At 63.8% G+C, this 26122-nt stretch carries 25 protein-coding genes and 1 pseudogene; 17 read left to right on the top strand and 9 right to left on the bottom strand.

The window, feature by feature from the left end; all coding sequences use genetic code 11:
* Positions 1-349 precede the first annotated feature (349 nt).
* Positions 350-1984 carry a fatty acid--CoA ligase gene (locus J2Z17_RS13255; protein ID WP_209945720.1) on the top strand — a complete coding sequence of 545 codons (1635 nt, stop codon included), beginning with the start codon at positions 350-352 and terminating at the stop codon, positions 1982-1984.
* A gap of 40 nt (positions 1985-2024) precedes the next feature.
* Here J2Z17_RS13255 and J2Z17_RS13245 read toward each other — a convergent pair.
* Both J2Z17_RS13245 and J2Z17_RS13240 read right to left on the bottom strand, forming a co-directional pair.
* Positions 2025-3386 (bottom strand): annotated as a pseudogene (locus J2Z17_RS13245) (FAD-dependent oxidoreductase).
* Between the two features lie 205 nt (positions 3387-3591).
* On the bottom strand, positions 3592-5289 hold the full coding sequence (locus J2Z17_RS13240; RefSeq protein WP_209945713.1) for a methyl-accepting chemotaxis protein: 1698 nt from the start codon (positions 5287-5289) through the stop codon (positions 3592-3594).
* 299 nt (positions 5290-5588) lie between these two features.
* Between J2Z17_RS13240 and J2Z17_RS13235 the strand changes: the two genes are divergently transcribed.
* Both J2Z17_RS13235 and J2Z17_RS13230 read left to right on the top strand, forming a co-directional pair.
* Positions 5589-5837: a hypothetical protein gene (locus J2Z17_RS13235; RefSeq protein WP_209945711.1), complete on the top strand. Its 249-nt coding sequence runs from the start codon at positions 5589-5591 to the stop codon at positions 5835-5837.
* 322 nt (positions 5838-6159) lie between these two features.
* Positions 6160-6753 carry a hypothetical protein gene (locus tag J2Z17_RS13230; protein ID WP_209945709.1) on the top strand — a complete coding sequence of 198 codons (594 nt, stop codon included), beginning with the start codon at positions 6160-6162 and terminating at the stop codon, positions 6751-6753.
* A gap of 87 nt (positions 6754-6840) precedes the next feature.
* On the opposite strand, the gene J2Z17_RS13225 is transcribed toward J2Z17_RS13230, so the two are convergent.
* Positions 6841-8304 carry a cobyric acid synthase gene (locus J2Z17_RS13225; protein ID WP_209945707.1) on the bottom strand — a complete coding sequence of 488 codons (1464 nt, stop codon included), beginning with the start codon at positions 8302-8304 and terminating at the stop codon, positions 6841-6843.
* 231 nt (positions 8305-8535) lie between these two features.
* Between J2Z17_RS13225 and J2Z17_RS25425 the strand changes: the two genes are divergently transcribed.
* The 6 genes from J2Z17_RS25425 to J2Z17_RS13200 all read left to right on the top strand — a co-directional run bounded on the left by J2Z17_RS25425 (position 8536) and on the right by J2Z17_RS13200 (position 14013).
* Positions 8536-8667, top strand: coding sequence for a hypothetical protein (locus J2Z17_RS25425; RefSeq protein ID WP_280923366.1), 132 nt, complete (start codon positions 8536-8538; stop codon positions 8665-8667).
* A gap of 566 nt (positions 8668-9233) precedes the next feature.
* The gene (locus tag J2Z17_RS13220; RefSeq protein WP_209945705.1) at positions 9234-10235 is read left to right on the top strand and encodes an ABC transporter substrate-binding protein; all 1002 of its coding nucleotides are present in this window, start codon (positions 9234-9236) and stop codon (positions 10233-10235) included.
* A gap of 217 nt (positions 10236-10452) precedes the next feature.
* A complete protein-coding gene (locus J2Z17_RS13215) occupies positions 10453-11367 on the top strand; it encodes an ABC transporter permease (RefSeq protein ID WP_209945703.1) in 915 nt (304 codons plus the stop codon).
* Positions 11360-12409, top strand: a complete 1050-nt coding sequence (locus J2Z17_RS13210) for a quaternary amine ABC transporter ATP-binding protein (protein ID WP_209945701.1) — start codon at positions 11360-11362, stop codon at positions 12407-12409. Before J2Z17_RS13215 ends, J2Z17_RS13210 begins: the two co-directional genes overlap by 8 nt.
* 133 nt (positions 12410-12542) lie before the next feature.
* Positions 12543-13562, top strand: a complete 1020-nt coding sequence (gene bmt, locus J2Z17_RS13205) for a betaine--homocysteine S-methyltransferase (protein WP_209945699.1) — start codon at positions 12543-12545, stop codon at positions 13560-13562.
* A gap of 97 nt (positions 13563-13659) precedes the next feature.
* Entirely contained in the window at positions 13660-14013 is a 354-nt protein-coding gene (locus tag J2Z17_RS13200; RefSeq protein WP_209945696.1) for a hypothetical protein, read from the top strand.
* A gap of 32 nt (positions 14014-14045) precedes the next feature.
* Here J2Z17_RS13200 and J2Z17_RS13195 read toward each other — a convergent pair whose 3' ends face one another.
* The 3 genes from J2Z17_RS13195 to J2Z17_RS13185 all read right to left on the bottom strand — a co-directional run bounded on the left by J2Z17_RS13195 (position 14046) and on the right by J2Z17_RS13185 (position 17354).
* Complete coding sequence (locus J2Z17_RS13195; protein ID WP_377300087.1) at positions 14046-14786, bottom strand: phosphodiester glycosidase family protein; 741 nt, start codon at positions 14784-14786, stop codon at positions 14046-14048.
* Positions 14787-14988: 202 nt separating this feature from the next.
* Positions 14989-15684, bottom strand: coding sequence for a ferredoxin (locus tag J2Z17_RS13190; RefSeq protein ID WP_209945694.1), 696 nt, complete (start codon positions 15682-15684; stop codon positions 14989-14991).
* 98 nt (positions 15685-15782) lie between these two features.
* Positions 15783-17354, bottom strand: coding sequence for a trimethylamine methyltransferase family protein (locus J2Z17_RS13185; RefSeq protein WP_209945692.1), 1572 nt, complete (start codon positions 17352-17354; stop codon positions 15783-15785).
* A 268-nt stretch (positions 17355-17622) separates the two neighbouring features.
* Here J2Z17_RS13185 and J2Z17_RS13180 point away from each other — a divergent pair, with 268 nt between their 5' ends.
* Positions 17623-18324, top strand: a complete 702-nt coding sequence (locus J2Z17_RS13180) for a corrinoid protein (RefSeq protein WP_209945690.1) — start codon at positions 17623-17625, stop codon at positions 18322-18324.
* Between the two features lie 80 nt (positions 18325-18404).
* Here J2Z17_RS13180 and J2Z17_RS25420 read toward each other — a convergent pair whose 3' ends face one another.
* Together J2Z17_RS25420 and J2Z17_RS13175 are read right to left on the bottom strand one after the other, a co-directional pair.
* The gene (locus J2Z17_RS25420; RefSeq protein WP_280923365.1) at positions 18405-18536 is read right to left on the bottom strand and encodes a hypothetical protein; all 132 of its coding nucleotides are present in this window, start codon (positions 18534-18536) and stop codon (positions 18405-18407) included.
* Between the two features lie 165 nt (positions 18537-18701).
* Entirely contained in the window at positions 18702-18866 is a 165-nt protein-coding gene (locus J2Z17_RS13175) for an entericidin domain-containing protein (protein ID WP_209945688.1), read from the bottom strand.
* Positions 18867-18921: 55 nt separating this feature from the next.
* Here J2Z17_RS13175 and J2Z17_RS13170 point away from each other — a divergent pair, with 55 nt between their 5' ends.
* The 5 genes from J2Z17_RS13170 to J2Z17_RS13150 all read left to right on the top strand — a co-directional run bounded on the left by J2Z17_RS13170 (position 18922) and on the right by J2Z17_RS13150 (position 22634).
* A complete protein-coding gene (locus J2Z17_RS13170; protein ID WP_209945686.1) occupies positions 18922-19518 on the top strand; it encodes a DUF1638 domain-containing protein in 597 nt (198 codons plus the stop codon).
* A 202-nt stretch (positions 19519-19720) separates the two neighbouring features.
* Positions 19721-20368 (top strand): exopolysaccharide biosynthesis protein, encoded by a 648-nt coding sequence (locus J2Z17_RS13165; RefSeq protein WP_209945684.1) that lies wholly within the window; start codon positions 19721-19723, stop codon positions 20366-20368.
* 9 nt (positions 20369-20377) lie between these two features.
* A complete protein-coding gene (locus J2Z17_RS13160; RefSeq protein WP_377300082.1) occupies positions 20378-21160 on the top strand; it encodes a formyl transferase in 783 nt (260 codons plus the stop codon).
* A gap of 97 nt (positions 21161-21257) precedes the next feature.
* Positions 21258-21560, top strand: a complete 303-nt coding sequence (locus tag J2Z17_RS13155; RefSeq protein WP_209945682.1) for a virulence factor — start codon at positions 21258-21260, stop codon at positions 21558-21560.
* A 99-nt stretch (positions 21561-21659) separates the two neighbouring features.
* Positions 21660-22634, top strand: coding sequence for a methyltetrahydrofolate cobalamin methyltransferase (locus J2Z17_RS13150; RefSeq protein ID WP_209945680.1), 975 nt, complete (start codon positions 21660-21662; stop codon positions 22632-22634).
* Between the two features lie 43 nt (positions 22635-22677).
* Here the strand turns inward: J2Z17_RS13150 and J2Z17_RS13145 are convergent, their stop codons facing one another.
* The gene (locus tag J2Z17_RS13145; RefSeq protein ID WP_209945678.1) at positions 22678-22914 is read right to left on the bottom strand and encodes a hypothetical protein; all 237 of its coding nucleotides are present in this window, start codon (positions 22912-22914) and stop codon (positions 22678-22680) included.
* Between the two features lie 141 nt (positions 22915-23055).
* Here J2Z17_RS13145 and J2Z17_RS13140 point away from each other — a divergent pair, with 141 nt between their 5' ends.
* Together J2Z17_RS13140 and J2Z17_RS13135 are read left to right on the top strand one after the other, a co-directional pair.
* Entirely contained in the window at positions 23056-25086 is a 2031-nt protein-coding gene (locus tag J2Z17_RS13140) for an ASKHA domain-containing protein (RefSeq protein ID WP_209945676.1), read from the top strand.
* Positions 25087-25298: 212 nt separating this feature from the next.
* Positions 25299-26111: a formate/nitrite transporter family protein gene (locus J2Z17_RS13135; RefSeq protein ID WP_209945674.1), complete on the top strand. Its 813-nt coding sequence runs from the start codon at positions 25299-25301 to the stop codon at positions 26109-26111.
* Positions 26112-26122: the final 11 nt, after the last annotated feature.

Here is a 26122-nt window from a genome sequence, read left to right as displayed (position 1 = left end):
ATACCGAGCCAAAGCCGTTCATATGGAAGGCAGACCCCAACGAGATAATCGCCGCTGTCAAACGCGGGCACCAAACGTTGGAATCAATCCACTAGAGGGCGCAGACTGAAGCGTCGCATCCCGGATCCGGGATGCGACCATCGTCCCCGCTTTTGGGCATCGATCCTGCCCATGCGTCGAAATTCCTCTCGGCGGCACTACCTATTTTCTCCACTTACAACGCTCGTTACCACGCAGCGTCGATTGATTGCATGCTTCCTCTTTTGCCGATTGGCGCGTCTCAGGATCGTAATGCCGGAATGACGGCGGGAATGAGTGCCGCCGATACTTCACCGATGGAGTTGACTGCATGCCCGTCTCGTCCCCCTCACCGACTTCGCCGAAGAGCGGCGTCATCGAGGCAAGCGCGCCTTTCCCGGCCGACAGCGCCATCCAGACCCTGGGCGATGTGGTGCGCTATCATGGGAAACATCGCCCCGAGGCGCTGGCCACCTGGCAGGAGGGGCGTTCGACCAGCTACCGCGAACTGGATGCGCGCGCCAGCCGCATCGCCCAGGCGCTTATCGCCCATGGGCTTGGCAAGGGCGACCGGGTCGTCTTTGTCGGCAAGAATTCCGATTCCTACTACGAACTGCTGTTCGGTTGCGCCAAGGCCGGCGTCGTTCTCGTTCCGGCCAGCTGGCGCCTCGCCGTGGCCGAACTCAGCTATATCCTCAACGACTGCCGGGCGCCGATCGTCTTTACCGACCGTTTCTGCGCCGACACGGTCGTGCAGATCGGCGCCATCGCCCAGACGGTGATCGCGATGGACCGGGCGATGGACGGCTGGCTGACCTTTGCAGACTGGCGCGATGCCCATCCGGCCGATGACCCGAAGACGACACTTGTCCCTGACGATATCGGCCTGCAGCTCTATACCTCGGGCACGGCGGGTCGGCCCAAGGGGGCGCAGATCAGCCATGCCAATCTGAACTGGGCATGCCTCGGGCCGCACTCGCTCGGCGAGGCCTGGGCGCAATGGGCTGACGGCGACGTCTCTCTGGTGGCGCTGCCGATGTCCCATATCAGCGGCACGGGCTGGGGCTATATGGGCTATTATTTCGGCGTGCTGAACGTCATCCTGTCGGAGTTCGAGCCCTCGGCGGCGCTCGCCGCTATTGCGCGTCATCGGGTGACCAAGCTGCTGGTCGTGCCGGCAGCCCTCCGGTTCATGCTGGCCCATCCGGATGTCGAGACGACGGATTTCTCCTCGCTCAGGCATCTGGTCTATGGTGCCTCGCCCATTCCGCTCGATCTTTTGCGCCAAGCCATCAAGATCGTCGGCTGCGACTTCTGCCAGCTCTACGGTCTGACCGAAACCACCGGGCCGATCGTCACTCTCCCGCCCGAGGACCACGATCCGGCCGGAACGCCGCGCATGCGCTCGGCCGGACGGCCCTATCCGAACGTCGAGCTGCGTATCCGCAAGGCCGGCGGGGCGCTGGCCACAACACGGGAAATCGGCGAGATCGAGACCCGCTCGCCCTATAATGTCCGGGGCTACTGGAACCTGCCCGAGGCGACGGCGGCAGCCTGGACGACGGACGGCTGGCTCAAGACCGGCGATGCCGGATATATCGACGAGGACGGCTATGTCTTCATCCAGGACCGGATCAGCGAGATGATCGTCTCCGGCGGTGAGAACATCTATCCGGCCGAGGTCGAATCGGCGATTTTCGGTCATCCCGACGTGGCCGATGTCGCGGTGATCGGTGTGCCGGACCGAAAATGGGGCGAAGCGGTCAAGGCCCTCGTCGTCCTCAATCCCGGACGGCAGATCGACGCCGCCTCGATCATCGCCTTTGCAAGACAGAACCTTGCCGCGTTCAAGGCACCCAAATCGGTCGATTTCATCGATTCCCTGCCGCGCAATCCGTCCGGCAAGATCATGCGCCGCGTCCTGCGCGCGCCTTACTGGGAAGGGCGCGACCGGCAGATCAACTGAGCGTTTTTCAGCCCGGGCACGGTGTCGGGCGCAGCTTTCCTCAGTGCAGGCGCACGTCCTGGCGCGCCAGTTCGGCCTGCACGGCGGCCATGTCGGCATCGGCGACGTCGCGCCCGGCCTTGACGCAGAGGGCCGCCGCCACCCCTGCTCCCTGTCCGGCCACGGAGCAACAGGCCATGTTGCGGGTCGCGGCATGGGCGATCCTGTCGCCGCCAATGGCGCGGCCCGCCACCAGCAGGCCCTTGACCTTGCCCGGCAACATCGACCGGTAGGGAATGTGCATATAGCGGCCGGTCGTCGGAATGATCAGCACGCCGTAGCCGTCGATGAATTAGGGATAGATGCCGATGCTGTCGTCGAAGCGGGCCTGCTGGCGCACATCCGTCTCGGTCATGTTGTAGGCGGCGTCGATCTTGCGGGTGTCGCGGATGCCGATCGACATGCCGAAATTGCGCAGCCGCACGCCCTTGCAGCCGGGCATATAGGCGCGCAACGCATCGATCGCGAGCATGGCCTGCCTGCGCCCCTCGATCTCGCCGGCCGTCATGCTGTCGGGATCGGTGCCATCGATGGCGGCCAGATGGACCAGGTTCATATAGGTGAGCTCGCCGGTGTCGTGCAGCGCGCCCCAGGTGCCGGCGATCGTGCTCAGATGCGCCGGTATCAGCCCAGCCTCCAGCGCCTTCTGGAACGGCTTCTTGATGAACGGGGAGAACATGTCGTCCTCCTTGCCATCCGTCTCGACCTTCCATTCGCCGGTCGACCAGTCCTTGTAGGTCTGCGGATCGGCCTGCACTTCGGCCATGAAGGCGGCCTTGTCGACGCCGGCCAGATGGAACATCACGCTGGCTGCCTGCATCTCCTCGGGCGGCGTCTTGAAGGTCGGCGCGCCGGCCCGATGCGCGACATCGGCGTCGCCGGTCGCGTCGATGACGACCTTTGCCAGGATCGCCTCGCGCCCGGCCTTCGATTCGACGATGATTCCGGCGATACGGTCGCCGTCCGTCACCGGTGCGACGAACTGGCGGTGCAGCATGGCATGGATGGCTTCCGCCTCCACCAGCCGGTCGGCGACGAGCTTGAAGCCTTCGCTGTCGAGTTCGTAGCTGAGGCTCTGGCTTTCCGGCACGGCCGCCCCCATGGCCTTAGCCCGCTCCTCGAATTCGCGGCCTATGCCGCCGGCCTCGACGGTCGCCTCGTGCCGGTACCAGGCAAAGCCCTCGACGCCGACGACGGTGATGTTGCCGCCAAAACAGCCGAAGCGCTCGACCAGGCAGACATCGACGCCGGCCCGTGCGGCGGCAAGCGCTGCGGACAGTCCGCCCGGGCCGGAGCCGACCACGAGGACCTCGGTGCGGTGAATGACGGGAACATGGCGGGCGGGTTCTGTAACGAAATCCAAAATGACCTCAGGAAAATGGCAATATGAAAACCTGTCGAGGGTCAGCCATTTCGTGGGGCGATGTCAACAACCGGATCGCGGCGATCCAGCGACGGATGCCCGCGCCCGGCCCTGGACCTGGATCTTGACTTGACCAAGCCGGAGCCTGGACGCAAAAGACCCGGCGCGCGGCCGGGTCCCTGACTGGATCTGCGTGTCTTCGATGTCAGGATGCAAGGCGCACCGGCGGTGCATTCTGCGCGCTGCCGGCAGCCTTCGCCCGCACCTTGAAGCGGCGGATCAGCGTCGACAGCGCCTCGGCCTCGTCCGCCAGGTTCTGCGAGGCGGCATTGGCTTCCTCGACGGTCGCCGCCGTCTTCTGGGTGCCCTGGTCGACGGTGTTGATCGCCACATTGATCTCGCGGATGCCTGTCGCCTGCTCGGCGGCACCGGCGGAGATCGCCTTGACGTTCTCGTCGACATTGCGGACCTGCTCGGCAATGGTCTGCAGCGCGTTGCCGGTCTTGTGGACCAGGTCGACACCCGACGACACGGCCGTGCTCGATTCCTGGATCAGCTGCTTGATCTCCTTGGCCGCATTGGCCGAGCGCTGGGCCAGTTCGCGCACTTCCTGGGCGACGACAGCAAAGCCCTTGCCGGCGTCCCCGGCGCGGGCCGCCTCGACACCGGCATTGAGCGCAAGGAGGTTCGTCTGGAAGGCGATTTCGTCGATCACACCGATGATGTTGGAGATCTGGCCGGAGGAGGCCTCGATCTTGTTGATTGCCTCGATCGCATCGGCGACGATCCTGCCGGAAGTCTCGGCGCTCTTGCGCGTCTGTTCGACCATGTTGCTGGCATCGCCGGCGCGCCGGCTGGCATCCGTGACATTGGCGGTGATTTCGTCCAGCGCTGCCGCCGTCTGTTCGACCGAGGCCGCCTGGTGTTCGGCATTGCGGGCGATCTGGTCGGAGACGGAGAAGATGACCTGCGCATTGGTGGCCAGCGCATCCGACGAATGGATGATTGCCTCGACCGTATGCTCCAGCGCCCGTGCGGCCTGGTTGAAGTCCTGTCGGGTCTTTTCCAGCGCCTGGTCGATCTCGCCGGTGATCTCGACGGTCAGGTCGCCTGCGGCCATCTTGCTGATCGCTTCGCCGATCTGTTCGACGGCCACCATGCGCGCCGTGATATCGCTCGCGACCTTGATGACCCTGTAGACCTCGCCGCGGGTATTGAACATCGGGGTATAGGCGGCCTGGATCCAGACCATCTTGCCGCCCTTGCCGACGCGCACGAAGTTGTCGGAGATGAACTCGCCGCTGCGCAGCCGCTCCCAGAACTTGGTGTATTCCGGCGAACTGGTATAGTCCTTCTTGCAGAACATGCTGTGATGCTTGCCGGTGATCTCGCTCAGCTCATAGCCCATGGTCTTGCAGAAATTCTCGTTGGCCATCACCACCCTGCCATCGACCTCGAACTCGATGATCGCCTGCGACTGGCCGATCGCGCGAACGCGGTTGCCGTCATGCAGGGAGGCGATCTTGGCACTGGTGATGTCGCTGGCGATCTTCATCACGCGGACGACCTTGTCGCCCTTCTTGACCGGGTTGTAGGACGCTTGGATCCAGACATCGGCGCCGCTCTTGCTGATCCGGCGAAACTCGCCGCTCTTGAAGATGCCCCTGGCAAGGTCACGCCAGAATTCCTTGTAGTCCGGCGAGGATGTGATCGCATCCTCGCAGAATATCCGGTGATGCTTGCCAATGATATCCTTCAGCTCATAGCCGAGGGTCTTGCAGAAATTCTCGTTCGCATCGACGACGGTGCCGTCCGGCAGGAACCAGATCAACGCTTGAGACTGCGAAAGGGCTTTGAGATCATCTTGGGGTGATGACCTTCCCGAATTACTGAATAACGACATGCTTAGTCTCTCCGTTGACTGAACAGACACTAAGGTTGTGTTATTTAATAAACGGCTAATTATGCACGTCTGGCATGCGATATCTGAGTAGAATCTAATTCCACCAGTGGTCGAGCCAGGTTATGGCGTCCTGCTCGCGGTATTGTGAAGTATGCTGCTTGCGCGCGCCCAGAATGAGCCTTATCTTGTTTGTCTAGACATCGACTCTGCATGGTCCGGGGGCGCGAATGGCTGTGAGGCGCAGACCATTCGAACATTTCTCCCGCGGGAGCGTTTCCCAGATGTAAGGAGTAAGGCCGATGACATTTTTGTTGGAAATCCTGGCAGTTTTTGCGGGCGCTCTTGTATGCCTTTCGGCAGCTTTAGGTCTGGCCGCTTACGAGCGTGCCCGCGCCTTCCGCCGCATCCAGGGCGACGAGGTCTCCTGTGCCCGCAGCGCAAGGCGTTTGCGCATTTCGATGGCGGATCGCGGTCGCCCGAACAAGCGTGGTGCATCCGCCCTGCCCGTTGCCGCCAATGCCGGTGGCCGCAAGGCCCAATGCGCCTGACCGACACCTATTGCCTGCAGCCCTGATGACGTCCAGACTGTTATAAAGACCCCGTCAGTCGATGGGGTCTTTGTCGTTTGCAAGGGGTGCTCCAGGCGCGGCGCTCCCGCCTCCACCTCGCCGCTGATTTTGCCACGCAGCAGCACGGCGGCGCCAGATTTCGGCCATGCATTCCGTTTTGAAACATATCCCTGGGGTTGTGCAAGAGCGTATTAAGGATAGATGGGGCGATATTCGATCTTCCGGAACGCAACTTGGAGTGGCCGGGTTTCCTCTTCGTGTTCGGCGTCAAGTCGAGCCGCAATCAAGAGGAGGAAGTATCATGCGCAGACCCTTTGAAATGTCGGTTCTTTCTATCGGTATCCTGTCGCTGCTGGCGAGCCCGGTGGCCGCCGCCGGCCTGTCGATCGGTGGCGAAAACGGCGTCAATGCCGGTGTCGACACGCGCGACGGCCTGGGTGCCAGCGCCTCGGTCGGTGGCAGTCGCGGCGTGAATGCCGATGCCAATGTCGGGGGCAGTCACGGCGGCGTTGATGCCGATGCCTCGGTTGGTGGCAGTCGGGGCGTCAACGCCAGCGCCGATGTCAACGGCGGGAATGGCCTGGATGCTGACGTGACGGGCTCCGTCGGCGGCGCAAACGGCGTCAACGCCGATATCGGTGCCACCATCGGAGGAACGGGCGGAATCGATCTGGATGTCGATGTCGGGGTCGGCGGCGCCGGCGGCAACGGCTCCGGCGGTAGCGGCGGTGGCAGCGGTTCGGGCCTGACGCCGCAGCAGGTGCAGGCCTTTCGCAACATGAGCCAGGACGAGCGGCAGAAGCTGCTGGTGCGCTGTGGTTCCGTCAATGCGGGCGGCTATGACCGCCAGCTGGTAAAGCTCTGCGCGCTGTTGCAGCTGAGTGCCAAGCGCTAGATCCGCGCCTGACCGGCATTCGCGTGATCAGCCGGGAGACCTTGCCCCAAGGGCCGGAACGCCGTTCCGGCCCTTGACCGTCGCGCCCTACCCTTTCGTATCCAGCAGATCGGCGAGCCACGCGGCCGACAGATAGCCTTCCAGCTCAATGGCGATCTGGTCGAGGGCATCCTCGACGCCCGCCCTGTAATTGGTCCGGCTTGCCTGGCCGCCGAGGCGGTTCAGAAGCTCGGCCCTGTAGGCATCGTTTTCGAACAGGCCGTGCAGATAGGTGCCGGCGACTCGGCCATCCGCGGAGACGGCGCCTTCGGGCCGCCCGTCTATGGTCATCATCGGTCGTTTCGTTGCCGGGCCGAAGGTGGCGCCGAGATGAATTTCATAGCCGGTGAGCGGCTCGGCCAGCCCCTCCATCCGGGCCTCGCTGAGGCGCACGGTCTTGTCCTCGGCAAGCTCCGTCTCGACGTCGAGCAGGCAAAGGCCCTCCGTCTCGCTCTCGGACCCCTCGATGCCGTGCGGATCGCGCACCATACGGCCGAGCATCTGATAGCCGCCGCAAAGTCCGATCACGTGGCCGCCGCGCGCGACATGCGCCGCGATCTGCTGATCCCAGTCATTGGCCCTGAGACCGATAAGGTCGTCGATCGTCGACTTCGACCCCGGCAGCACCACCAGCGCCGCATCCGCCGGAATGCGCTCGCCGGCATGGATGAACTCCACCTTCACCCCGGGCTCGGCCTGCAAGGGTGCCAGGTCGTCGAAATTGGCGATGCGCGACAGGACGGGGACCGCCACCAGAAGCCCTTCCCCCTCCTCGATGATGGCCCGTTTCAGCGCCACCGAATCCTCGGCCGGCAGCCGTCTGGCGCTTTTCAGCCATGGCACGACACCGACGCAGGGCCAGCCGGTGAAACGGTCGATCGCCTCCAGTCCGCTGTCGAACAGGCTGACGTCGCCGCGAAACTTGTTGATCAGGTAGCCCGAGATCATCCGGCGGTCGTCGTCCGGCAGCACGGCATGGGTGCCGACCAGCGAGGCGATGACGCCGCCGCGGTCGATGTCGCCGACCAGCACCACCGGAACGTTAGCTCTCGTGGCAAAACCCATATTGGCGATGTCGCCGGCACGCAGGTTGATTTCGGCGGGCGAACCGGCGCCTTCGACGATCACCAGATCCGCCTCCGCCGAGATCTGCTCGAAGCTTTCCATCACCGACGCCAGCAGTTGCGGCTTCAGCGCCTGGTAGTCGCGTCCCGACGCCTGGCCGATCACCTGGCCCTGGACAACGATCTGGCTGCCGGTTTGCGACTGCGGTTTCAGCAGCACCGGATTCATGTGCACGGAGGCCGGCACCTTGCAGGCGAGCGCCTGCAGCCACTGCGCGCGGCCGAGTTCGCCGCCGTCCGCCGCGACGGCTGCGTTGTTCGACATGTTCTGCGGCTTGAACGGGCGCACCCTCAGGCCGCGGCGCGTTGCCAGCCGGCATAGCCCGGCAACCAGCACCGTTTTGCCGACATCCGATCCGGTCCCCTGCAGCATGATGGATTTGGTCACTCGCGCCCCGCACTTACGCACCGTATTCGCACCATGAATGCCATGGTTTCGCCCCACTTGTCAGCGGGGTACGGGCATCGTTACGCATCTATTTACCAGCCGGTTCAGAAAAGATCGCGGATAGATGAAATGCGACATTCCATGACGCGAAACAGCCATCGGCAGGTCGCGAACAGGCCTAAGCCACGCCGCAGATACAACTTGCGTCGATCGGATGATCGGGAGCTCAAAATGCTTTACATTATTGCCCGTCACAACAACCTGCGTCTCGCCTGGGGCGGCAAGGTCGCCCAAGCCCAGCCCGTGCTCTGGGAGCGTTGGCAGCCCTATGCGCGTCGCCGCGCTGTGGTCGCCGCTGTCTGAGATCCGGGTTCTGATCTCGGCGCTGCCGGGCCCTTTCGCATGATCGGGAACCAGGCGTCGATGTTGCGGATGCTTCGCCTCTATTGTCGGTAAGACGTTCAACGTGCGATCCTCGCGGATCGCGCGAAATTTATCGTTTAACCGCCCGATATTGCCGTTTCCACAGGTACGGGCAAAAAAAATGTTGCGTCGCAATAGCGACAGGCGCTGTCTTCCCCAGACGCGCGATTTTATAAGGGGTTGATCCCTGCCTGCGATATGCCGCTAAGCGGCGCCGAAACGACGCATGCGCATGGCCAAATGCGGCATTCCTGCCCCATTATGTCCATGAAACGGTTGATTTTGCCTCCAAACCCTCTACCCTTGTCGGTGCCGCTAAGGGCATGCCCGTGCCGTGATTGATCGCAGCACGGAGAATTTTTATGTGCCCAACGGCTTCGAATCTGCGCGGCGCAGGCCAATGCCCGCACCCGCGATAGAACCCTGGAGCGCAAGGATTGCAGTACACCTTCCGTTTCCTTCCCAGAACACTGCAAAATCCCCTGAGACTGGGAGGTCTTAGCCATATGAAGAAGCTTCTCGCTTCCACCTTTATTGCACTCGGTGCTTACGCGCTTGCCAATTCGGCCCAGGCGGCCGACAGCTGCGGCAAGGTATCGATTGCCGAAATGAACTGGGCCTCTGCCAGCGTTGCGGCCTATGTCGACAAAGCCATTCTGGAATCCGGCTACGGCTGTGACATCAACATCGTCAGCGGCGACACCATGCCGACGTTCGCCTCGATGAACGAAAAGGGCGAGCCGGACATCGCACCCGAACTGTGGGTCAATGCCGTACGCACGCCGCTCGACGAAGCCATCAAGGACGATCGTCTGGTTCAGGCGTCGAAGATCCTGAGCGACGGCGGTGTCGAAGGCTGGTGGGTTCCCAAATTCATCACCGACGAGCATCCGGACATCAAGACGGTACAGGACGCGCTCGAGCATCCCGACCTCTTCCCGGCGCCGGAAGATCCGTCCAAGGGTGCCGTCTACAACTGCCCGTCGGGGTGGAACTGCCAGATTTCGACCGCCAATCTCTACAAGGCCCTCGGCGCCCAGGACAAGGGCTTCACCCTCGTCGACACCGGCTCGGCTGCTGGCTTGGACGGCTCGATCGCCAACGCCTTCGAAAAGAAGACCGGCTGGTTCGGCTACTACTGGGCACCGACCTCGATCCTCGGCAAGTACGACATGGTGCGTCTGAGCTTCGGCGTGCCGAACGACAAGGCCGAGTGGGACAAGTGCACGGCGGTTCCGGATTGCCCCGAGCCCAAGGTCAACTCCTACCCGACCTCCGACGTGTTCACCGTGGTGACCAAGAAGTTCTCGGAAGAGAATTCGATCGCCATGGGCTACCTCGAGAAGCGCGCCTGGGACAACCAGACGGTCGGCAAGGTTCTCGCCTGGATGGATGAAAACCAGGCGACCGGCGAAGACGCCGCCGTCTACTTCCTCCAGAACTACGAGGACATGTGGACCAAGTGGGTTTCCCCCGAAGTTGCTGAAAAGGTCAAGGCTGACCTCTGATGACAAGATCTGTCCCGGTCCGGTTCTCCTGACCGGGACAGTCCTGTGACTATTGACGTTGTCGCGACAATGTCTGCCGGTCTTCGTGCCCTTCTCCGCCGGCCGAAGCGCCGACCAAAAGCAAAAAAGATCAGCTGGCCAACCTGTATTGGCCACGCCCTTGAACTGCCGTGGTGCTATCGGGCACCGCGGCATCTGGGGCTACAAGGGGAAAAGAATGGCGTCCACACTTTGCAAGGCCCTGCCGGACATACTGTGTCAATTTCCGGAACTGGGTCGGAGCGACATGCTCACCTTCCGGCGTACCGTTGACTCGGGTTTCAAAAGCTTCGTTCGCGCCTATGGCGACGTGATCGACACCACGATGCAACCGCTCCAATGGTTCTTGAACTGGCTCGAGAACCTCTTCACCGACAGTCCCTGGATCATCTTCCTCATCTGCCTCGCACTGGTGGTCTACATCACCGGCCGCGACATCAAGGTCACGATCGGCACGATCATCTCGATGCTGCTGATCGGTTTCGTCGGACTGTGGGAAGACACCATGACCACGCTTGCGATGGTCACCGTCTGTACCCTCATCGCGATCGTCGTCGGCATCCCGATCGGCATTTTGATGGCGCGCTCCGAACGGGCGCAATCGGTCATCAATCCCGTTCTCGACGTGATGCAGACCATGCCCACCTTCGTCTATCTGATCCCGGTGGTGATGATCTTCGGCATCGGCAAGGTGCCGGGCCTCATCGCGGTGGTGATCTACGCCATTCCGCCGATGATCCGCCTGACCAATCTGGGCATTCGCCTGGTCGACAAGGAAGTTCTCGAAGCCGCGGACGCCTTCGGCTCGTCCAACCAGCAGAAGCTGTTCAACGTCCAGGTACCGCTGGCGCTGCCCACCATCATGGCCGGTATCAACCAGACCATCATGATGTCGCTCGCCATGGTCGTCGTCGCCTCGATGATCGGTGTTGGCGGTCTCGGCAAGAACGTCCTGTTCGCCATCAACAACCAGTACTTCACGGTCGGTTTCCTGAACGGTTTCGCGCTCGTCGCGATTGCGATCATTTTCGACCGGACCAGTCAGGCATTCGGCAAACGTCTGCAGAAACATTCGGAGGTCGTCCATGGCTAGTCACGGCATTGAGATCAAATCGCTCTACAAGATCTTCGGACCGGACGGCACGCGCTATATCGACGCCGTCAAGGACGGGATGACGAAGTCCGAACTGAACGAGAAGCACGGCCACGTGCTCGGCCTGAAGGACATCAACATCTCCATGCCGGCCGGTGGCATCACCGTCGTCATGGGCCTGTCCGGCTCCGGCAAGTCGACGCTGATCCGGCACATCAACCGGCTGATCGACCCGACGGCCGGCGAAGTGCTCTATGACGGCGAGGATGTCGTCAAGATGGGCCAGAACGAACTGCGCGAATTCCGTCGCCACAAGACGGCGATGGTGTTCCAGAAATTCGCTCTCCTGCCGCACCGCACCGTGATGGAAAACACGGTCTATGGCCTGGATATCCAGGGCATAGCGCGCAAGGACAGCGAAAAGACGGCGCAGCGCTGGATCGACCGTGTCGGCCTCAGCGGCTTCGAAAAGCACTATCCCAACCAGCTGTCGGGCGGCATGCAGCAGCGCGTGGGCCTGGCCCGGGCGCTCGCCAATGACGCGGACATCCTGCTGATGGACGAAGCCTTTTCGGCCCTCGACCCGCTGATCCGCGTCGACATGCAGTCGGTTCTGCTGGACATCCAGGACGAGCTGAAGAAGACGGTCTGCTTCATCACCCACGACCTCGACGAGGCGCTTCGCCTCGGCGACAAGATCGCCATCCTCAGGGACGGCGAAGTGGTGCAGCAGGGCAGCGGCCAGGATATCGTGCTGCGTCCCGCCGACGAGTACATCTCCGCCTTCGTCAAGGAAGTGAACCGCGGACGGGTGATCATGGTCGACACGATCATGGCACCGGCCTCGGAAGGGATCGACGGCATGAAGGTGCCGAGTGGTACCGTGCTCGAGGCGGCTGCCCGGGACATGACCGATGCCGGCCAGTCCAAGGCCGTGGTCACCGGCAAGGACGGCCGTCCTCTTGGCACGATCGACCTGCACACGATCATCTCGGCCATGGTGACACCGGTCGGCCACGACGACGACCAGGTTGCCGCCTGATCCGTCAGGCCGCCTTGACACTTAATCATGCCCGGCCGGTGGTCCTCCACCGGCCGGGCATGTCGCTTTTAAGATTGCCGATCGCGCGCTTGCACCTTACTTCTCGAAAGACTGTCGAGAGAGGAGCCTGCCGATGTCCGTTCCGTCCAATCCGCTGACTGCGCTGATCGCCGAAAAGGGCGTGCTGCTGGCCGACGGCGCCACCGGCACCAATCTGTTCCAGCAGGGCCTGGAGGCCGGCGAGGCGCCGGAGCTCTGGAACGAGGAGCAGCCGGACAAGATCGTCAAGCTGCACCAGGACTTTGTCGATGCCGGCGCCGACATCATCCTTACCAACACCTTCGGCGGAACCCGCCACCGGTTGAAGCTGCACAAGGCCGACGACCGTGTCTTCGCGCTCAACAGGAAGGCGGCCGAGATCGCCCGCGCGGTTGCCGACAAGGCGCCACGCAAGGTCATCGTCGGCGGCTCGGTCGGCCCGACCGGCGAACTGCTGCAGCCGCTCGGCGCCCTCACCTATGCGGATGCGGTGGAGGCCTTTGTCGAGCAGATCGAGGGCCTGAAGGCCGGCGGCGCCGACATCGCCTGGATCGAGACCATGTCGGCACCCGACGAGATCCGCGCCGCCGCCGAAGCCGCCGTCAAGGTCGGCATGCCCTATACCTATACCGGCTCCTTCGACACCGCCGGCAAGACGATGATGGGCCTCGATCCGAAGGACATCCACGGCGTCGCACCCGATATCGGCAGCGGCCCGACCGCGGTCGGCGCCAATTGCGGCGTCGGCGCCTCGGATATCCTGGCAAGCCTGCTCGACATGACAGAGGCGGACCCCGATGCGACGGTGATCGTCAAGGGCAATTGCGGCATTCCCGAATATCGCGGTGCCGAGATCCACTATTCCGGCACCCCGCCGCTGATGGCCGACTATGCGCGGCTGGCCCGCGATGCCGGGGCGAAGATCATCGGCGGCTGCTGCGGCACATCGTGCGAGCATCTGGCAGCCATGCGCTCGGCGCTCGATGGCTATACGCCGGGACCGCGCCCGACGATCGAGACCATCGTCGATCGCATCGGGCCGCTGCGCAACAAGACCGCGACCGAATCGTCGCAAGCGGCGGGCCGCGAGCGCCGCCCGCGCCGCCGCGGCTGACGGCCGGGGCCGCATTTGCAGGCTCTACGGCGTTCCCTCCGGTGCCAAATCACATTATGCAGGGGTCCCTGAGCGAATCGTCATGAGGAGGACGCCAATGTCGGCCACGCAAATCCCCTTTCCGGACCGGGAAACCGTGTCCCAGAAACTTGCAAGCCTTAGCGGCGAGGATCAGTCCTATCTGGAACTTCTGTTCCAGAATCCGGGACAGGACGACAATTTCCTCGAAGGGCTGCATCTCTTCCTTGACCGGCAATCCGAGGCGAAATTCCTGAATTCGCTAAAGCTCGAAAAGACCGGCGAATGGGTCGGCACCCAGGCCCCGGACCGCCTGCAGATCCGCCTGGCGGAAGTCGGGCGGTCGAGCCAGCATCCGGCCTTTGCCGCCTTTCGCGAGGGTCTCACGCGCTCGGGCGGCATGGAACGCGCCTTCCCCAAGGCGCCCGTCTGAGAGACAGGCTGTCGGCGATCCGAGCCGCGTCTTCAGTCCGGCAGATGCCGCACAACGCCGATGATCGGCCCCAGCGGAAACCAGCCGTCATGGCGATCGAGCGACGGCGCGTAGAGGCTCGAGATCGAGCCGTCGAGAAACAGCGCGTTCGGGCATTCGAGGTCGTCGCGAAAATAGGTGGCGAAGTCGTAGAACCGGATCGGCCGTTCCGACAGGACGAGATGTACTTGCCCCGCGGCATCGACGCCGACGCCATTGCGGATCTTCAGGCTGTCGCTGTCGGCCTTGAAACGCGGATGGATCTTGCCCTCGATCACCAGCATCGGCCCGGATTGCGTCGCATAGTCGGCCTTGAAGCCCGAGGCGAGATAGGCACCGGTTTCCGCAACCACCGCCTTGCCGCCCGCCACCGCAAACACGCCGTTCGGCTTCAGGTGGAAATTGCCGTAGCCGTCCCGCCGGTTGGCGCGATGCCGCTCGATCCCGTATTCGACATAGAGCCCGACCGGGCCGAGATCCTCCTCGTACATCCCGCCATTGACGGCGAAATCCAGAACCTCGCGGGTGCCCCAGAGGGTCTGCGCCAGCCGGCTGAAGCTGCGATAGGGATTTCCGTCCGGCCCCTTGTTGAAGAGCCGGATCTGGTCCTTGCCCGGATCGACACTGCAGACGGTAAACCGCGCCTCGTCCCGATCGACCTGTCGGCAGGAGGCGTCGTCGCCGGCCTTGGCCGCACCGGCGCCCGCAAGCCCGGCCAGCAAATACAGCGGCAGACGGGCGAGCCAGGTTTTTGAAAGCGGATGGAAGGATTTTCTGAACAAGGCGATCGGGTCTTCCAGCGTCTATGCGATAATGCGGCGGGACCGGAACGAAACGAGCGGTCCGGAGCTTGAAGTGGCTTGCACGGCGCTAATGTCAAGGCACCGGCAAGTTTGGTCATGGCGCAAAACCGCGGCCCTTTCGCGGCTGCGGGCCTTATCCGGTCAAGGCGTCCATGTGAAACCGTTGCTGGTCCTGACTATAGCGAAAGCCCGCTCCGACCGGACAGGCATTGCGGGCGCGGCATCCGCTGATCCTGCAGCCGGCCTTGCCGGCGTCGCTTGCCAGATGCTGCCTGCACGCCGGCACATCCATTCCGGCGCTGCCGACAGCCTTCGGCGGGCACGCCAAGATGCAGGGTTTTTCCGGGCAATGGTCACAGGGATGGCTGACAACGGCGGACGCTTGTGGCTCCAGCTGCCCGGCAAAGCCGAGCGCCCCGCGATAGCTCTGCCAGGGCCCATGCCGCGGATGCATCAGCAGACCGAGCGGCCCGGCCCGCAGGCCCTCGGCCTGCATCGCCCAGCGCTGGAACGGCTGGTAGGGCGGATCGGAAGGGAAATAGGCGGTGGCGCCGAAACTCGCGGCGATCGGCCCGATCATCGCCTTCGACCAGCTGTCGAGCGGATCGGTGCCGTCACTTTTCCGATCCGCGCGGCTCTCCCGCCAGCGGCAGAATTCCGCCCAGTAGGACCCGCCGGCATTGCCGATCAGCGCCACGCTTCCAGCCGTGTTCCCATCCGCCAGCCGCGGGCCGTCAGACCCGGCGAAGGCGGCAATCCCGAGCACCAGCAGACCGTGCGGCGCAAGGGCGGCATGCAGCCGGCCGATTGCGGGCGCGGTCTTGCTCATGCGTCCCGCCCCGGCTTGTAATGCGGCCGCCAGACGGCCTCCTGGATCATGTCGGCCACCCTGGCGGCCCCGCCTTGCTCCCTGGCGTCGGGAACCTTTCAAGTGAAGGCGTCGGCCATGCTGTCCTTGCGCCCGGCGATATAGGCGAGCAGCGCCTCGTCTATCGCCGGATCGATCGCGGGCGGCTGATAGGCCTCCAGCCATTGACGGCAGAGCGTATTGGCGCGGTCCTCGATCCGCCGGCGCCCCTCGATCTCCCACTGCTCGAACGAGTTGTTGTCAGCCAGCGCCGAGCGGTAGAAGGCGCTCTGGAAATTCGCCTGGGTATGGGCGCAGCCGAGATAGTGCTGGCCGGGCCCGACCTCCCGGATCGCGTCCATCGCCTGCCCGCTTTCGGTCAGGTCGACGCCCTGCGCCATCTTCTGCATCATGCCGAGCTGGTCCTGGTCGATCATGAATTTCTCAAAGCAGGCAACCAGCCCGCCCTCCAGCCAGCCGGCCGAGTGCAGCACGAAATTGGTGCCGGCCAGCAGCGTCATGTTGAGCGTGTTGGCGCTTTCGTGCGCTGCCTGCGCGTCCGGCACCTTGGAGGCGCAGAGCGACCCGCCGGTGCGGAACGGCAGCCCCATGCGCCGTGCTAGCTGGGCCGCGCCATAGGAGACGAGCGCCGGCTCCGGCGTGCCGAAGGTCGGTGCACCCGACTGCATCGAGATCGAGGCGGCAAAGGTGCCGAACAGCACCGGCGCGCCCTTGCGCACCAGCTGGGTGAACGAGGCACCGGCCAGGACTTCGGCCAGGATCTGGGTCAGCGTGCCGGCGACGGTTACCGGGCTCATCGCCCCCGACAGGATGAAGGGCGAGACGACGCAGGCCTGGTTGTGCCGTGCATAGACCTTTAGCGCGCCGAGCATGGTCTCGTCGAAGACCATCGGCGAATTGGCATTGATCAGGTTGCACAGCACGGTGTTGTTCTCGACGAAGTCGTCGCCGAAGACGATCTTGGCCATTGCCACCGAATCCTCCGCCCGCTCGGGCGCGGTGACCGAACCCATGAACGGCTTGTCGGAATATTTGATATGGGCATAGACCATGTCGAGATGGCGCTTGTTGACCGGCACGTCGACCGGTTCGCAGATCGTGCCGCCCGAGGCGTGCATCGACGGTGCCATATAGGCGAGCTTGACGAAATTCTGGAAGTCCTCGATCGTCGCATAGCGGCGGTTGCCGTCGAGGTCGCGCACGAAGGGCGGTCCGTAGACGGGAACGAAGACGGTGGCATCACCGCCGATCCGGGCGCTGCGCTCGGGATTGCGGGCATGCCAGGTGAATTCCGACGGAGCGGTCTTCAACAGCGCGCGGCAAAGGCCCCTGGGGAAATGGACCCGCTGTCCCTTGACGTCGGCGCCGGCCTCTTTCCACATCTGCAGGGCTTCCGCGTCGTCGCGAAACTCGATGCCGATTTCCTCCAGCACCGTGTCGGCATTGCCTTCGATGATCGCAAGGCCCTCTTCGTCCAGCACCTCGTAGGAGCCGATCCTGCGCTGGATATAGGGCAGCGACGGCGGTGCGCCCGTGCCCGATCGGGAGGCCCGGCGGGCGGCAGCCCCCCTGCCCTCGCCTCTGGCCCTGCGGCTGCCGCCCTCTTCGGTGACCTGCGTCTTGTCGTCCATGTCGCTTCCTCGCCTTCACGCCCGGGGGCGTCTTCTCCATAACCCCTATGCTATCGCAATCGGGACTGGAAACATTCCTCATTGCGCCAAACGCTGCTGTCGCACGGACATAACCGGCCGAAAACAGGCCTTGAATCTAGTCGTTTTTCGTCCGTTGCGACGTCGTAATCAAATAAAGATTTTGCCACCTTGTCGTTTTACTCTGGGTTTGGGAGGATCCGATATCGTCCCGAAGATTCTGTGCTCCTCAAGAGGGAAGGCTTGCGCCATGGCAGACGACGACATCATCCTCTCCGAACTTTCCGACGACGAACTCGTGCAGCAGATGCACGACGACCTTTACGACGGCCTGAAGGAGGAAATCGAGGAGGCGACGCAGATCCTGCTCGATCGCGGCTGGGTGCCGTACGACGTCCTGACCAAGGCGCTTGTCGAAGGCATGCGCATCGTCGGCATCGACTTCCGAGACGGCATTCTCTTCGTGCCGGAAGTGCTGCTGTCGGCCAATGCGATGAAGGCCGGCATGACGATCCTGCGGCCGCTGCTGGCCGCGACCGGTGCGCCCAAGCAGGGCAAGCTGGTGATCGGCACCGTCAAGGGCGACATTCACGACATCGGCAAGAACCTCGTCGGTATGATGATGGAAGGCGCGGGCTTCGACGTCATCGACCTCGGCATCAACAATCCGGTCGAGAACTATCTGGACGCGATCGAGCGCGAGCAGCCGGATATCATCGGCATGTCGGCGCTGCTGACGACCACCATGCCCTATATGAAGGTGGTGATCGATACGATGAAGGAAAAGGGAATTCGCGACGACTATATCGTGCTGGTCGGCGGCGCGCCGCTGAACGAGGAGTTCGGCAAGGCGGTCGGTGCTGACGCCTATTGCCGCGATGCGGCGGTGGCGGTCGAGACGGCCAAGGATTTCATCGCCCGTAAGCACAACAGTCTGGCGGCCGGTGTCTGAGCATGGTGTTCGCCGTCATCCGGCGGCCGGGTGGTATATCCGCTGCCCGGTCTGGCGCTTGAGGCGGTTTTGTCCGGGTCTCAGTTCAAAGACGCGGTGAGCACGGGTGCCTTGTCGGCATTCGGCGACTGCAACACGGCAAAGGACATTCCCGCCAGAATGACGGCGAGCATGTAGATGGCGGAGCATTTGGCGACGGTGGTCAAGGTCATTCCCGTAATCCCTCTCGATGACTGACGTCTTGCACTGCGACTGCTACAATCAGATGTCGTTTTGAGCCCGACATCGGTTGGCGCAACAGGCGGCAGTGGTGTTTCGAGCGTTCGCAGAACCTTGCCGAAGGATCATGCCGGCAAGGTTCTGCGCCCGTTCCTGTCTTAGCGCGAAGCGGCGCGGTCCACGTCGCGGCCAGCCGACTGGGTTGCATCCACCGCATTGGCCGTGTCACGACCGACGCCGCGGATCGTGTTGCCACAGCTGGACAGGGCCGAAATCGAGGCGAGGATGGCGGCGGCGAGGGCAAATTTGCGTGCAGTATGCATGATATAACTCCGTTGTTGGCTGACTGAATCAAGCATTTCAGAATGAGAACGCATTATGGCGAAAAAAGTTCGCGTGCTCGCTTGCGGTGCAATCGCAAAAGAGATCCTGGCGGTGCTGGAGGTCGACAGATTGGGGCATATCGAGCTGGAATGCCTGCCGGCAATCTGGCATGCGCATCCGGAAAAAATTGTCCCCGGGCTCGAAAAGGCGATCGCTGCGGCGCGGGCCGAGGGCATAGAGGATATTTTCATTGGCTACGCCGATTGCGGCACCGGCGGCATGCTGGACCGTCTCTGTGCGCGTGAAAATGTCCGCCGCCTCGAAGGGCCGCATTGCTATTCCTTCTTCACCGGCAATGCGGCCTTCGCCGAACGCTACGACGACGACATCACCGCCTTCTACCTTACCGATTTCCTCGCCCGCCAGTTCGACGCCTTCGTCATCGAGCCGCTCGGCCTCGACCGCTACCCGCAATTGCGCGACAGCTATTTCGGCCATTACACCAAGCTCGTCTATCTGGCGCAGACCGATGACCCCGGGCTGCAGCAAAGAGCGATGGCCGCGGCGGAACGGCTGGGTCTTGGCTACGAATACCGCTTCACCGGCTATGGCGATCTCAGGTCCGAGCTGGCCGCTGCCGCGACCCCCTGACCGCCAAGGCCCTCTGTCTTCCACGGCCTTGCGCTTGCCGCGTTGCAGCAACGCCCCGGTCGGGCAATGCGCGTAAGTCAGTCCTTAACAAGCTGTTCAGCATATCGTCGAATTGCCGAGCCTTCAGGCTCTCGTTTAATCTGCCTGTAACACGGCTTTGCCAGCATCGTGGGAATCGCGACTGGCAGGGTGGAGTGGGCCGATGACCGACGGAGTGGAGACCATACCGGGATTGTTTTCCAGAGCCGGAGACAAGCCGGCGCCGGAGCATCTCTCGCAGCTTCTGCGCCGCATGGCGGGCCATGCCGATGACCGGATCACCGTGCGGGCGCTGGCGGCGGAACTCGAAGACCGCTCCTTCGGCGCCTTCCTGTTTGTCTTCTGCCTGCCCAATCTCGTGCCGCTGCCGCCCGGCGCTACCTTCCTTCTCGGCCTGCCGCTGATCTTCGTCGCCTGGCAGATGATGATGTCGCGCCACCACCGGGTGCTGCTGCCGCGCCGCATCGGCGACTACGCGATCAGCCGCAAGACCTTCGAGGCGATCGTCGAACGCCTGCTGCCCTGGCTCGAACGGGTCGAGCGGCTCGTCGTGCCGCGCTTCTGGTTCCTCGAAACGCGCTTGTCGGAACGCCTGATCGGCGCCTATGCGCTGGTTCTGGCAGTCGTCGTCTTCCTGCCGATCCCGCTCGGCAACTGGTTCCCGGCCCTGGCACTGGCGGTGGTCGGCTTCACCCATTCCGAGCGCGACGGGCTCGGCGTTATCGTCGGCTGCGTGCTCGGCCTTGCCGCTATCGCGCTCGCCGCATTCGTGGTCTATACGGCGGGCGTCCTGCTTTTCCTCGTCGTCTGATGGCGTCCCGTGCCCGATACCGAACCGAAGACTTCCACGATCCTGGTCATGACCGCCGGCGGGCCGATCCCGTCCTTGGTGGTGAACGCGCTGTCGCGCCGGTTTTCCGACGTCCAGGTCGCGATGGAGGCAGCCGAGCCGAAGTCGGTGATCTATCGCCGCCGCGCCCGCCGCTTCGGCCATCTGCAGGCGTCCGGCCAGTTGGCCACGATGATCGCGGCCCGCCTGTTGCGCAAGCTGGCAGCCGGGCGCAGCGCTGAGATCATCGCCACCACCGGCCTTGAGCCTACCCTGCCTGCCGCCACGCCGGTCCATCCCCTGCCCTCGATCAACGATCCCGCCTGCCAGGCGCTGGTCGCCCGGCTGCAGCCGGCGGTCGTCCTTCTGGTCAGCACACGGATCATGTCGCGGCAGACGCTGTCCTCGGTATCCTGCCCGGTGATCAACCTGCATGCCGGCATCAACCCGGCCTATCGCGGCCAGATGGGCGCCTACTGGTCGCTGGTGCGCGGCGACGCCGGCAATTTCGGCGCCACCCTTCATCTGGTCGATGCCGGGACGGACACCGGCGCGACGCTGCACGACGTGCGCACGAAGCCGGCCAGAGGCGATTTCATCTCCACCTATCCGCTGGTGGTCAGTGCCGCCGCCCTGCCGGCCGTGCTGCAATCGGTCGAGGATGCGCTTGCCGGCACGCTTCGCCCGGCAACGCCCGAGGGCCCGTCGGGGCTCTGTTTCCCGCCGCCGATCTGGACCTGGCTCTGGCATGGCCTGACGCGCGGCGTCTGGTAATTCGCGCGCGCGTCGTTTTTCAACCTCTGCCGCGTCGTCGAAAGCGCAGTCCGGCCCTGCGGCTGCGTGCATTCTGACGGCTCGAGGAGGAGCATGCATGGCCGACAGGATCATCGTCTACTGGCGGGACATCCCCGCCCAGGTCATCGTCAAGCAGGGTCGCAGATCGGCCAAGCGGGAGCTTTCGCTCCGCTTCACCGAAGCGATCGACATGTGCGCCATGCGCTCGGGTGCTGCCGGCACCGACGACTATCTGGCCGACTGGCGCAAGGGCGATCCGCATCCGGTTGGCGACGATCTGGAGACAGAGGCCGACATGGCCGCCGCCGATCTCGAATCCGGCTATGACAAGGCCCGCCTCGTGGCGCTGGTCCAGGCAGGCGGCCGCGACCCGGCCTGATTCCGTCGCGCCGCCTGATGCAGGCGGCAGACCCGGATTTCGCCCCGAAATGCCCAAGGCAAGGCTCACCCGCAGTTTCACGACGGAGACGCAAGAGACATGACCCGCACGATCGTCGCATCCGCCAGCCGAGAAGTCGTCATCGGCTTCGACCAGCCGTTCTGCGTCATTGGCGAACGGATCAACCCGACCGGCCGCAAGAAGCTTGCAGCCGAGATGATTGCCGGCAATTTCGACACCGTCATCCAAGATGCGCTGGCGCAGGTCGCGGCCGGGGCGACCATGCTGGATGTCAATGCCGGGGTGACCTCGGTCAATCCGAACGAAACAGAACCGGCCCTGCTGGTCAGGACGCTCGAAATCGTCCAGGGCCTCGTCGATGTGCCGCTCTCGATCGACAGCTCGGTCTCGGCTGCCATCGAGGCGGCGCTGCAGGTCGCCAAGGGCCGGCCGCTGGTCAACTCGGTCACCGGCGAGGAAGAAAAGCTCGAGGCGATCCTGCCGCTCTGCAAGAAATACGACGTGCCGGTGGTGGCCATTTCCAACGACGAGACCGGCATCAGCCAGGACCCCGACGTGCGCTTTGCCGTGGCGAAGAAGATCGTCGAACGCGCCGCCGATTACGGCATCAAGCCGCACGATATCGTCGTCGATCCGCTGGTCATGCCGATCGGCGCCGTCGGTTCGGCCGGCCTGCAGGTCTTCGCCCTGCTGCGGCGCCTGCGCGAGGAGCTGAAGGTCAACACGACCTGCGGCCTTTCCAACATCTCCTTCGGACTGCCGCATCGCCACGGCATCAATGCCGGCTTCATCCCGATGGTCATCGGCGCCGGCATGACGAGCGCGATAATGAACCCCTGCCGCCCGCAGGAGATGGAAGCCGTTCGCGCCGCCAATGTGCTGAACGGCACCGACGAGAACTGCGGAAAATGGATCATGAGCTACCGCGACTACAAGCCGGCCGAGGGTGGCCAGGCGACGACCCCTGTCGCATCAGGCGGCACCGGCGACGGCCGCCCGGCCCGCCGCGGCGGGCGCGCAGGGCGTGTGGGTGGAGGCGGATCCACGGAATGATCTATGGCTCCTTGCGCTGCGGCACCGACCGCGGGGCGCCGGCTCAGGCGATGACGCGGCCCATCAGGAAGATGCCGGCGGCGCTGCCGCCAAGCGCCAGCAGATTGCCCATGATGAAATCGTCGCCGATGCCGGGATCGAGGCCGTCGCCGGCGATCACAACTATCATCGAGCCGATCATCGCGGCCGCCAGATATTGCGGATTGCGCATCCACGGTCCCTTGAGCAGGCGGACGAAGGTAAAGCTGGCGACCAGCGCGGTGATGACAAGTGATGGCATTTCAGACTCCTTGGGCCGCGGCAGTATCGCGCGCATATGCATGCATCGGTTTAAGGCGATCGCTCAAATGCCGTCTATCGGCAGTGCGCGGGCCGTGATGGGCAAAGGGCTTTTGGAACAGCATGCGAAGGTCATGGCATCATGAATGACAAACCTGCAGATCACCTCGTGCTCTTCATGCCCTCGGGCAAGCGTGGCCGCTTCCCGACGGGCACGGCGGTGCTGGATGCCGCCCGCTCGCTCGGCGTCTATGTCGAGAGCGTGTGCGGCGGCAGGGCGACCTGCGGGCGCTGCCAGATCGAGGTGCAGGAGGGCCATTTCGCCAAGCACAAGATCGTCTCGGCAAAAGACCATATCTCGCCGGTCGGGCCGAAGGAGGAGCGCTATGCGAAGGTTCGCACCATCCCGGAAGGCCGGCGCCTCTCCTGCTCGGCGCTGATCCTCGGCGATCTCGTCATCGATGTACCGCAGGACACCGTGGTCAATGCGCAGGTGATCCGCAAGGCAGCCACCGACCGGCTGATCGAGCGCAATCCGGCGGTCCAGCTCTGCTATGTCGAGGTCGACGAACCCGACATGCACAAGCCGCTTGGCGATCTCGACCGGCTGAAACTGATGCTGGAAAAGGACTGGGGCTGGGAGAACATCCTCGTTGCCCAGCACTTGCTGCCGGATGTGCAGAAGACCCTGCGCAAGGGCAACTGGGGCGTCACGGCTGCCATCCACCGCGACATCGAAGGCTCGCGCCCCAACCTGATCGCGCTCTGGCCCGGCTTGCACAACGAGGCCTATGGCATTGCCTGCGATATCGGTTCGACGACGATCGCCATGCATCTGGTCTCGCTGCTGTCGGGCCGGGTGATCGCCACCTCCGGCACCTCCAACCCGCAGATCCGCTTCGGCGAAGACCTGATGAGCCGCGTCTCCTATGTGATGATGAACCCGGACGGCCGCGAGGCGATGACCAGGGCCGTGCGCCAGGCGATCAACGAGCTGACGGAGAAGGTCTGCGCCGAGGCCGGCATCAGCGCCGACGACATCCTCGATGCCGTCTTCGTCGCCAATCCGATCATGCACCACCTGTTCCTCGGCATCGACCCGACCGAACTCGGCCAGGCGCCTTTTGCGCTGGCCGTTTCCGGCGAGGTGCACACCTGGTCGCGCGAGATCGACCTGGCGATCAACCATGGCGCCCGTGTCTATGTCCTGCCCTGCATCGCCGGCCATGTCGGTGCGGACGCCGCCGGCGCCACCCTGTCGGAAGGGCCGCACCGGCAGGACCGGATGATGCTGCTGGTCGATGTCGGCACCAATGCCGAGATCGTGCTCGGCAATGCCACGCGGGTGGTCGCGGCCTCCTCGCCGACCGGGCCCGCCTTCGAGGGCGCGGAAATTTCCTGCGGCCAGCGCGCCGCGCCGGGTGCGATCGAGCGGGTGCGCATCGATCCCGCCACGCTGGAGCCGCGCTTCAAGGTGATCGGCGTCGAGCCCTGGTCCGACGAGCCCGGCTTTGCCGAGGCCGCGTCCCAGGTCGGCATCACCGGTATCTGCGGCTCGGCGATCATCGAGGTGGTCGCCGAAATGTATCTGTCCGGCGTGATCTCCGCCGACGGCGTGGTAGATGGCGTCATGGCTGACAGGAGCCCGCGCATCCTCGCCAATGGCCGGACATTCTCCTACCTGCTGCATGAGGGCGCGCAGAAAATCACGGTCACCCAGAACGACGTCCGCGCCATCCAGCTTGCCAAGGCCGCGCTCTATGCCGGCATCAAGCTGCTGATGGAAAAGCTCGGGCTCGACCATGTCGACACGATCCGCTTTGCCGGTGCCTTCGGCTCCTTCATCGATCCGAAATACGCCATGGTGCTCGGCCTCATCCCCGATTGCGCGCTGGACGAGGTCAAGGCGGTCGGCAATGCCGCCGGCACCGGCGCGCTGATGTGCCTGCTCAACCGCGACCATCGCCGCGAGATCGAGGAGACGGTCAAGCGGATCGAAAAGATCGAGACGGCGCTGGAGCCCAATTTCCAGCAGCTGTTCATCGATGCCATGGCGCTGCCGAACAAGGTCGACGCCTTTCCTAGGCTGTCCGAGGTGGTCACCCTGCCCGTGCCGAAGGTGCTGGCGGACGGCGACGGCGCCGGTCGCCGCCGTCGGCGCGAGCGCGGCTGACATCCGGCGGGCTCTGACCCGGAGGCCCAGGGCCGAAGTGGCGGGTTGGGCGGCAGCCCACGGCCCGGCTGAAAGGCGCTTTTCCGCGCCGTCCGTGGTGATCCGTTTGAACCCAAGTCTTACCTGATGCGTTTAGGGGCGCGACGCCCGTCGCCCACGCCCAACCCTCTCGTCGCAAGACGACGATCTCCTAACGCGAAAAGTGATGACTGATGAGTGAAGCTGAGCAGAAGGATGCCCAGTCCGTTGACGAACTCGAGGAAGACCTGCCGTCGACCTCGGCCGCCATCCACGAACTGACCCGCCGCGACGGCGAAAAGGAAATCAACCGCGACGTCATGGCGCTCCTGTGGTCGGCGATCGCCGGCGGCATGACGATGAGCACCTCGATGATCGCGCGCGGCATCCTGACCGCCTATCTGCCGGACAGCGACATCGGCTTCCTGTTCGACGCGGCAGGCTACACGATCGGCTTCATCCTGGTCATCGTCGCCAACCAGCAGCTGTTCACCGAGAACACGCTGACGCCGGTCCTGCCCTTCATGTCGGAACCGACACTGCGCAATTTCGGCAAGCTGATGCGGATCTGGGGCACGGTCTTCCTCGGCAACATGATCGGCTGCGCCATCGCCGTATGGTTCATCACCGTCATGCCGGTTTTCGACGACAAGGTCTCTTCCGCCTTCCTCAAGCTCGGCACCGAGATGATGGCCAACAGCCCGCTGGAAATGTTCGCCAAGGGCGTGATGGCCGGCTGGCTGATCGCCACGCTGGTCTGGATGCTGCACCGGGTGGAGAGCGGCCATGTGCTGGTGATCTTCATCGTCACCTATATCATCGCGATCGGCGGCTTTACCCATATCATCGTCGGCGCCGTCGAGGCCATGTATCTCTGGGCCCATGGCGGCACCGATCTGCGCCAGGCGATCGTCGATTTCGCCCTGCCGACGCTGATCGGCAACATGGTCGGGGGCACGCTGATCTTCGCCCTGATGTCGCATGTGCAGGTGAAATCCGACGAGTGAGACGTCAACCC

The sequence above is a fragment of the Heterorhizobium halophytocola genome, assembly GCF_017873095.1.
GTDB lineage: Bacteria > Pseudomonadota > Alphaproteobacteria > Rhizobiales > Rhizobiaceae > Allorhizobium > Allorhizobium halophytocola.
Note: the sequence above shows the minus strand (reverse complement) of the source record. Positions and strands in the feature narration are given on the sequence as shown.

Coding starts and splice junctions, on each gene's coding strand:
- J2Z17_RS13255 (WP_209945720.1), top strand. CDS start 350: ATGCCCGTCTCGTCCCCCTCACCGACTTCGCCGAAGAGCGGCGTCATC.
- J2Z17_RS13240 (WP_209945713.1), bottom strand. CDS start 5,289: ATGTCGTTATTCAGTAATTCGGGAAGGTCATCACCCCAAGATGATCTC.
- J2Z17_RS13235 (WP_209945711.1), top strand. CDS start 5,589: ATGACATTTTTGTTGGAAATCCTGGCAGTTTTTGCGGGCGCTCTTGTA.
- J2Z17_RS13230 (WP_209945709.1), top strand. CDS start 6,160: ATGCGCAGACCCTTTGAAATGTCGGTTCTTTCTATCGGTATCCTGTCG.
- J2Z17_RS25425 (WP_280923366.1), top strand. CDS start 8,536: ATGCTTTACATTATTGCCCGTCACAACAACCTGCGTCTCGCCTGGGGC.
- J2Z17_RS13220 (WP_209945705.1), top strand. CDS start 9,234: ATGAAGAAGCTTCTCGCTTCCACCTTTATTGCACTCGGTGCTTACGCG.
- J2Z17_RS13215 (WP_209945703.1), top strand. CDS start 10,453: ATGGCGTCCACACTTTGCAAGGCCCTGCCGGACATACTGTGTCAATTT.
- J2Z17_RS13210 (WP_209945701.1), top strand. CDS start 11,360: ATGGCTAGTCACGGCATTGAGATCAAATCGCTCTACAAGATCTTCGGA.
- bmt (WP_209945699.1), top strand. CDS start 12,543: ATGTCCGTTCCGTCCAATCCGCTGACTGCGCTGATCGCCGAAAAGGGC.
- J2Z17_RS13200 (WP_209945696.1), top strand. CDS start 13,660: ATGTCGGCCACGCAAATCCCCTTTCCGGACCGGGAAACCGTGTCCCAG.
- J2Z17_RS13190 (WP_209945694.1), bottom strand. CDS start 15,684: ATGAGCAAGACCGCGCCCGCAATCGGCCGGCTGCATGCCGCCCTTGCG.
- J2Z17_RS13185 (WP_209945692.1), bottom strand. CDS start 17,354: ATGGACGACAAGACGCAGGTCACCGAAGAGGGCGGCAGCCGCAGGGCC.
- J2Z17_RS13180 (WP_209945690.1), top strand. CDS start 17,623: ATGGCAGACGACGACATCATCCTCTCCGAACTTTCCGACGACGAACTC.
- J2Z17_RS25420 (WP_280923365.1), bottom strand. CDS start 18,536: ATGACCTTGACCACCGTCGCCAAATGCTCCGCCATCTACATGCTCGCC.
- J2Z17_RS13175 (WP_209945688.1), bottom strand. CDS start 18,866: ATGCATACTGCACGCAAATTTGCCCTCGCCGCCGCCATCCTCGCCTCG.
- J2Z17_RS13170 (WP_209945686.1), top strand. CDS start 18,922: ATGGCGAAAAAAGTTCGCGTGCTCGCTTGCGGTGCAATCGCAAAAGAG.
- J2Z17_RS13165 (WP_209945684.1), top strand. CDS start 19,721: ATGACCGACGGAGTGGAGACCATACCGGGATTGTTTTCCAGAGCCGGA.
- J2Z17_RS13155 (WP_209945682.1), top strand. CDS start 21,258: ATGGCCGACAGGATCATCGTCTACTGGCGGGACATCCCCGCCCAGGTC.
- J2Z17_RS13150 (WP_209945680.1), top strand. CDS start 21,660: ATGACCCGCACGATCGTCGCATCCGCCAGCCGAGAAGTCGTCATCGGC.
- J2Z17_RS13145 (WP_209945678.1), bottom strand. CDS start 22,914: ATGCCATCACTTGTCATCACCGCGCTGGTCGCCAGCTTTACCTTCGTC.
- J2Z17_RS13140 (WP_209945676.1), top strand. CDS start 23,056: ATGAATGACAAACCTGCAGATCACCTCGTGCTCTTCATGCCCTCGGGC.
- J2Z17_RS13135 (WP_209945674.1), top strand. CDS start 25,299: ATGAGTGAAGCTGAGCAGAAGGATGCCCAGTCCGTTGACGAACTCGAG.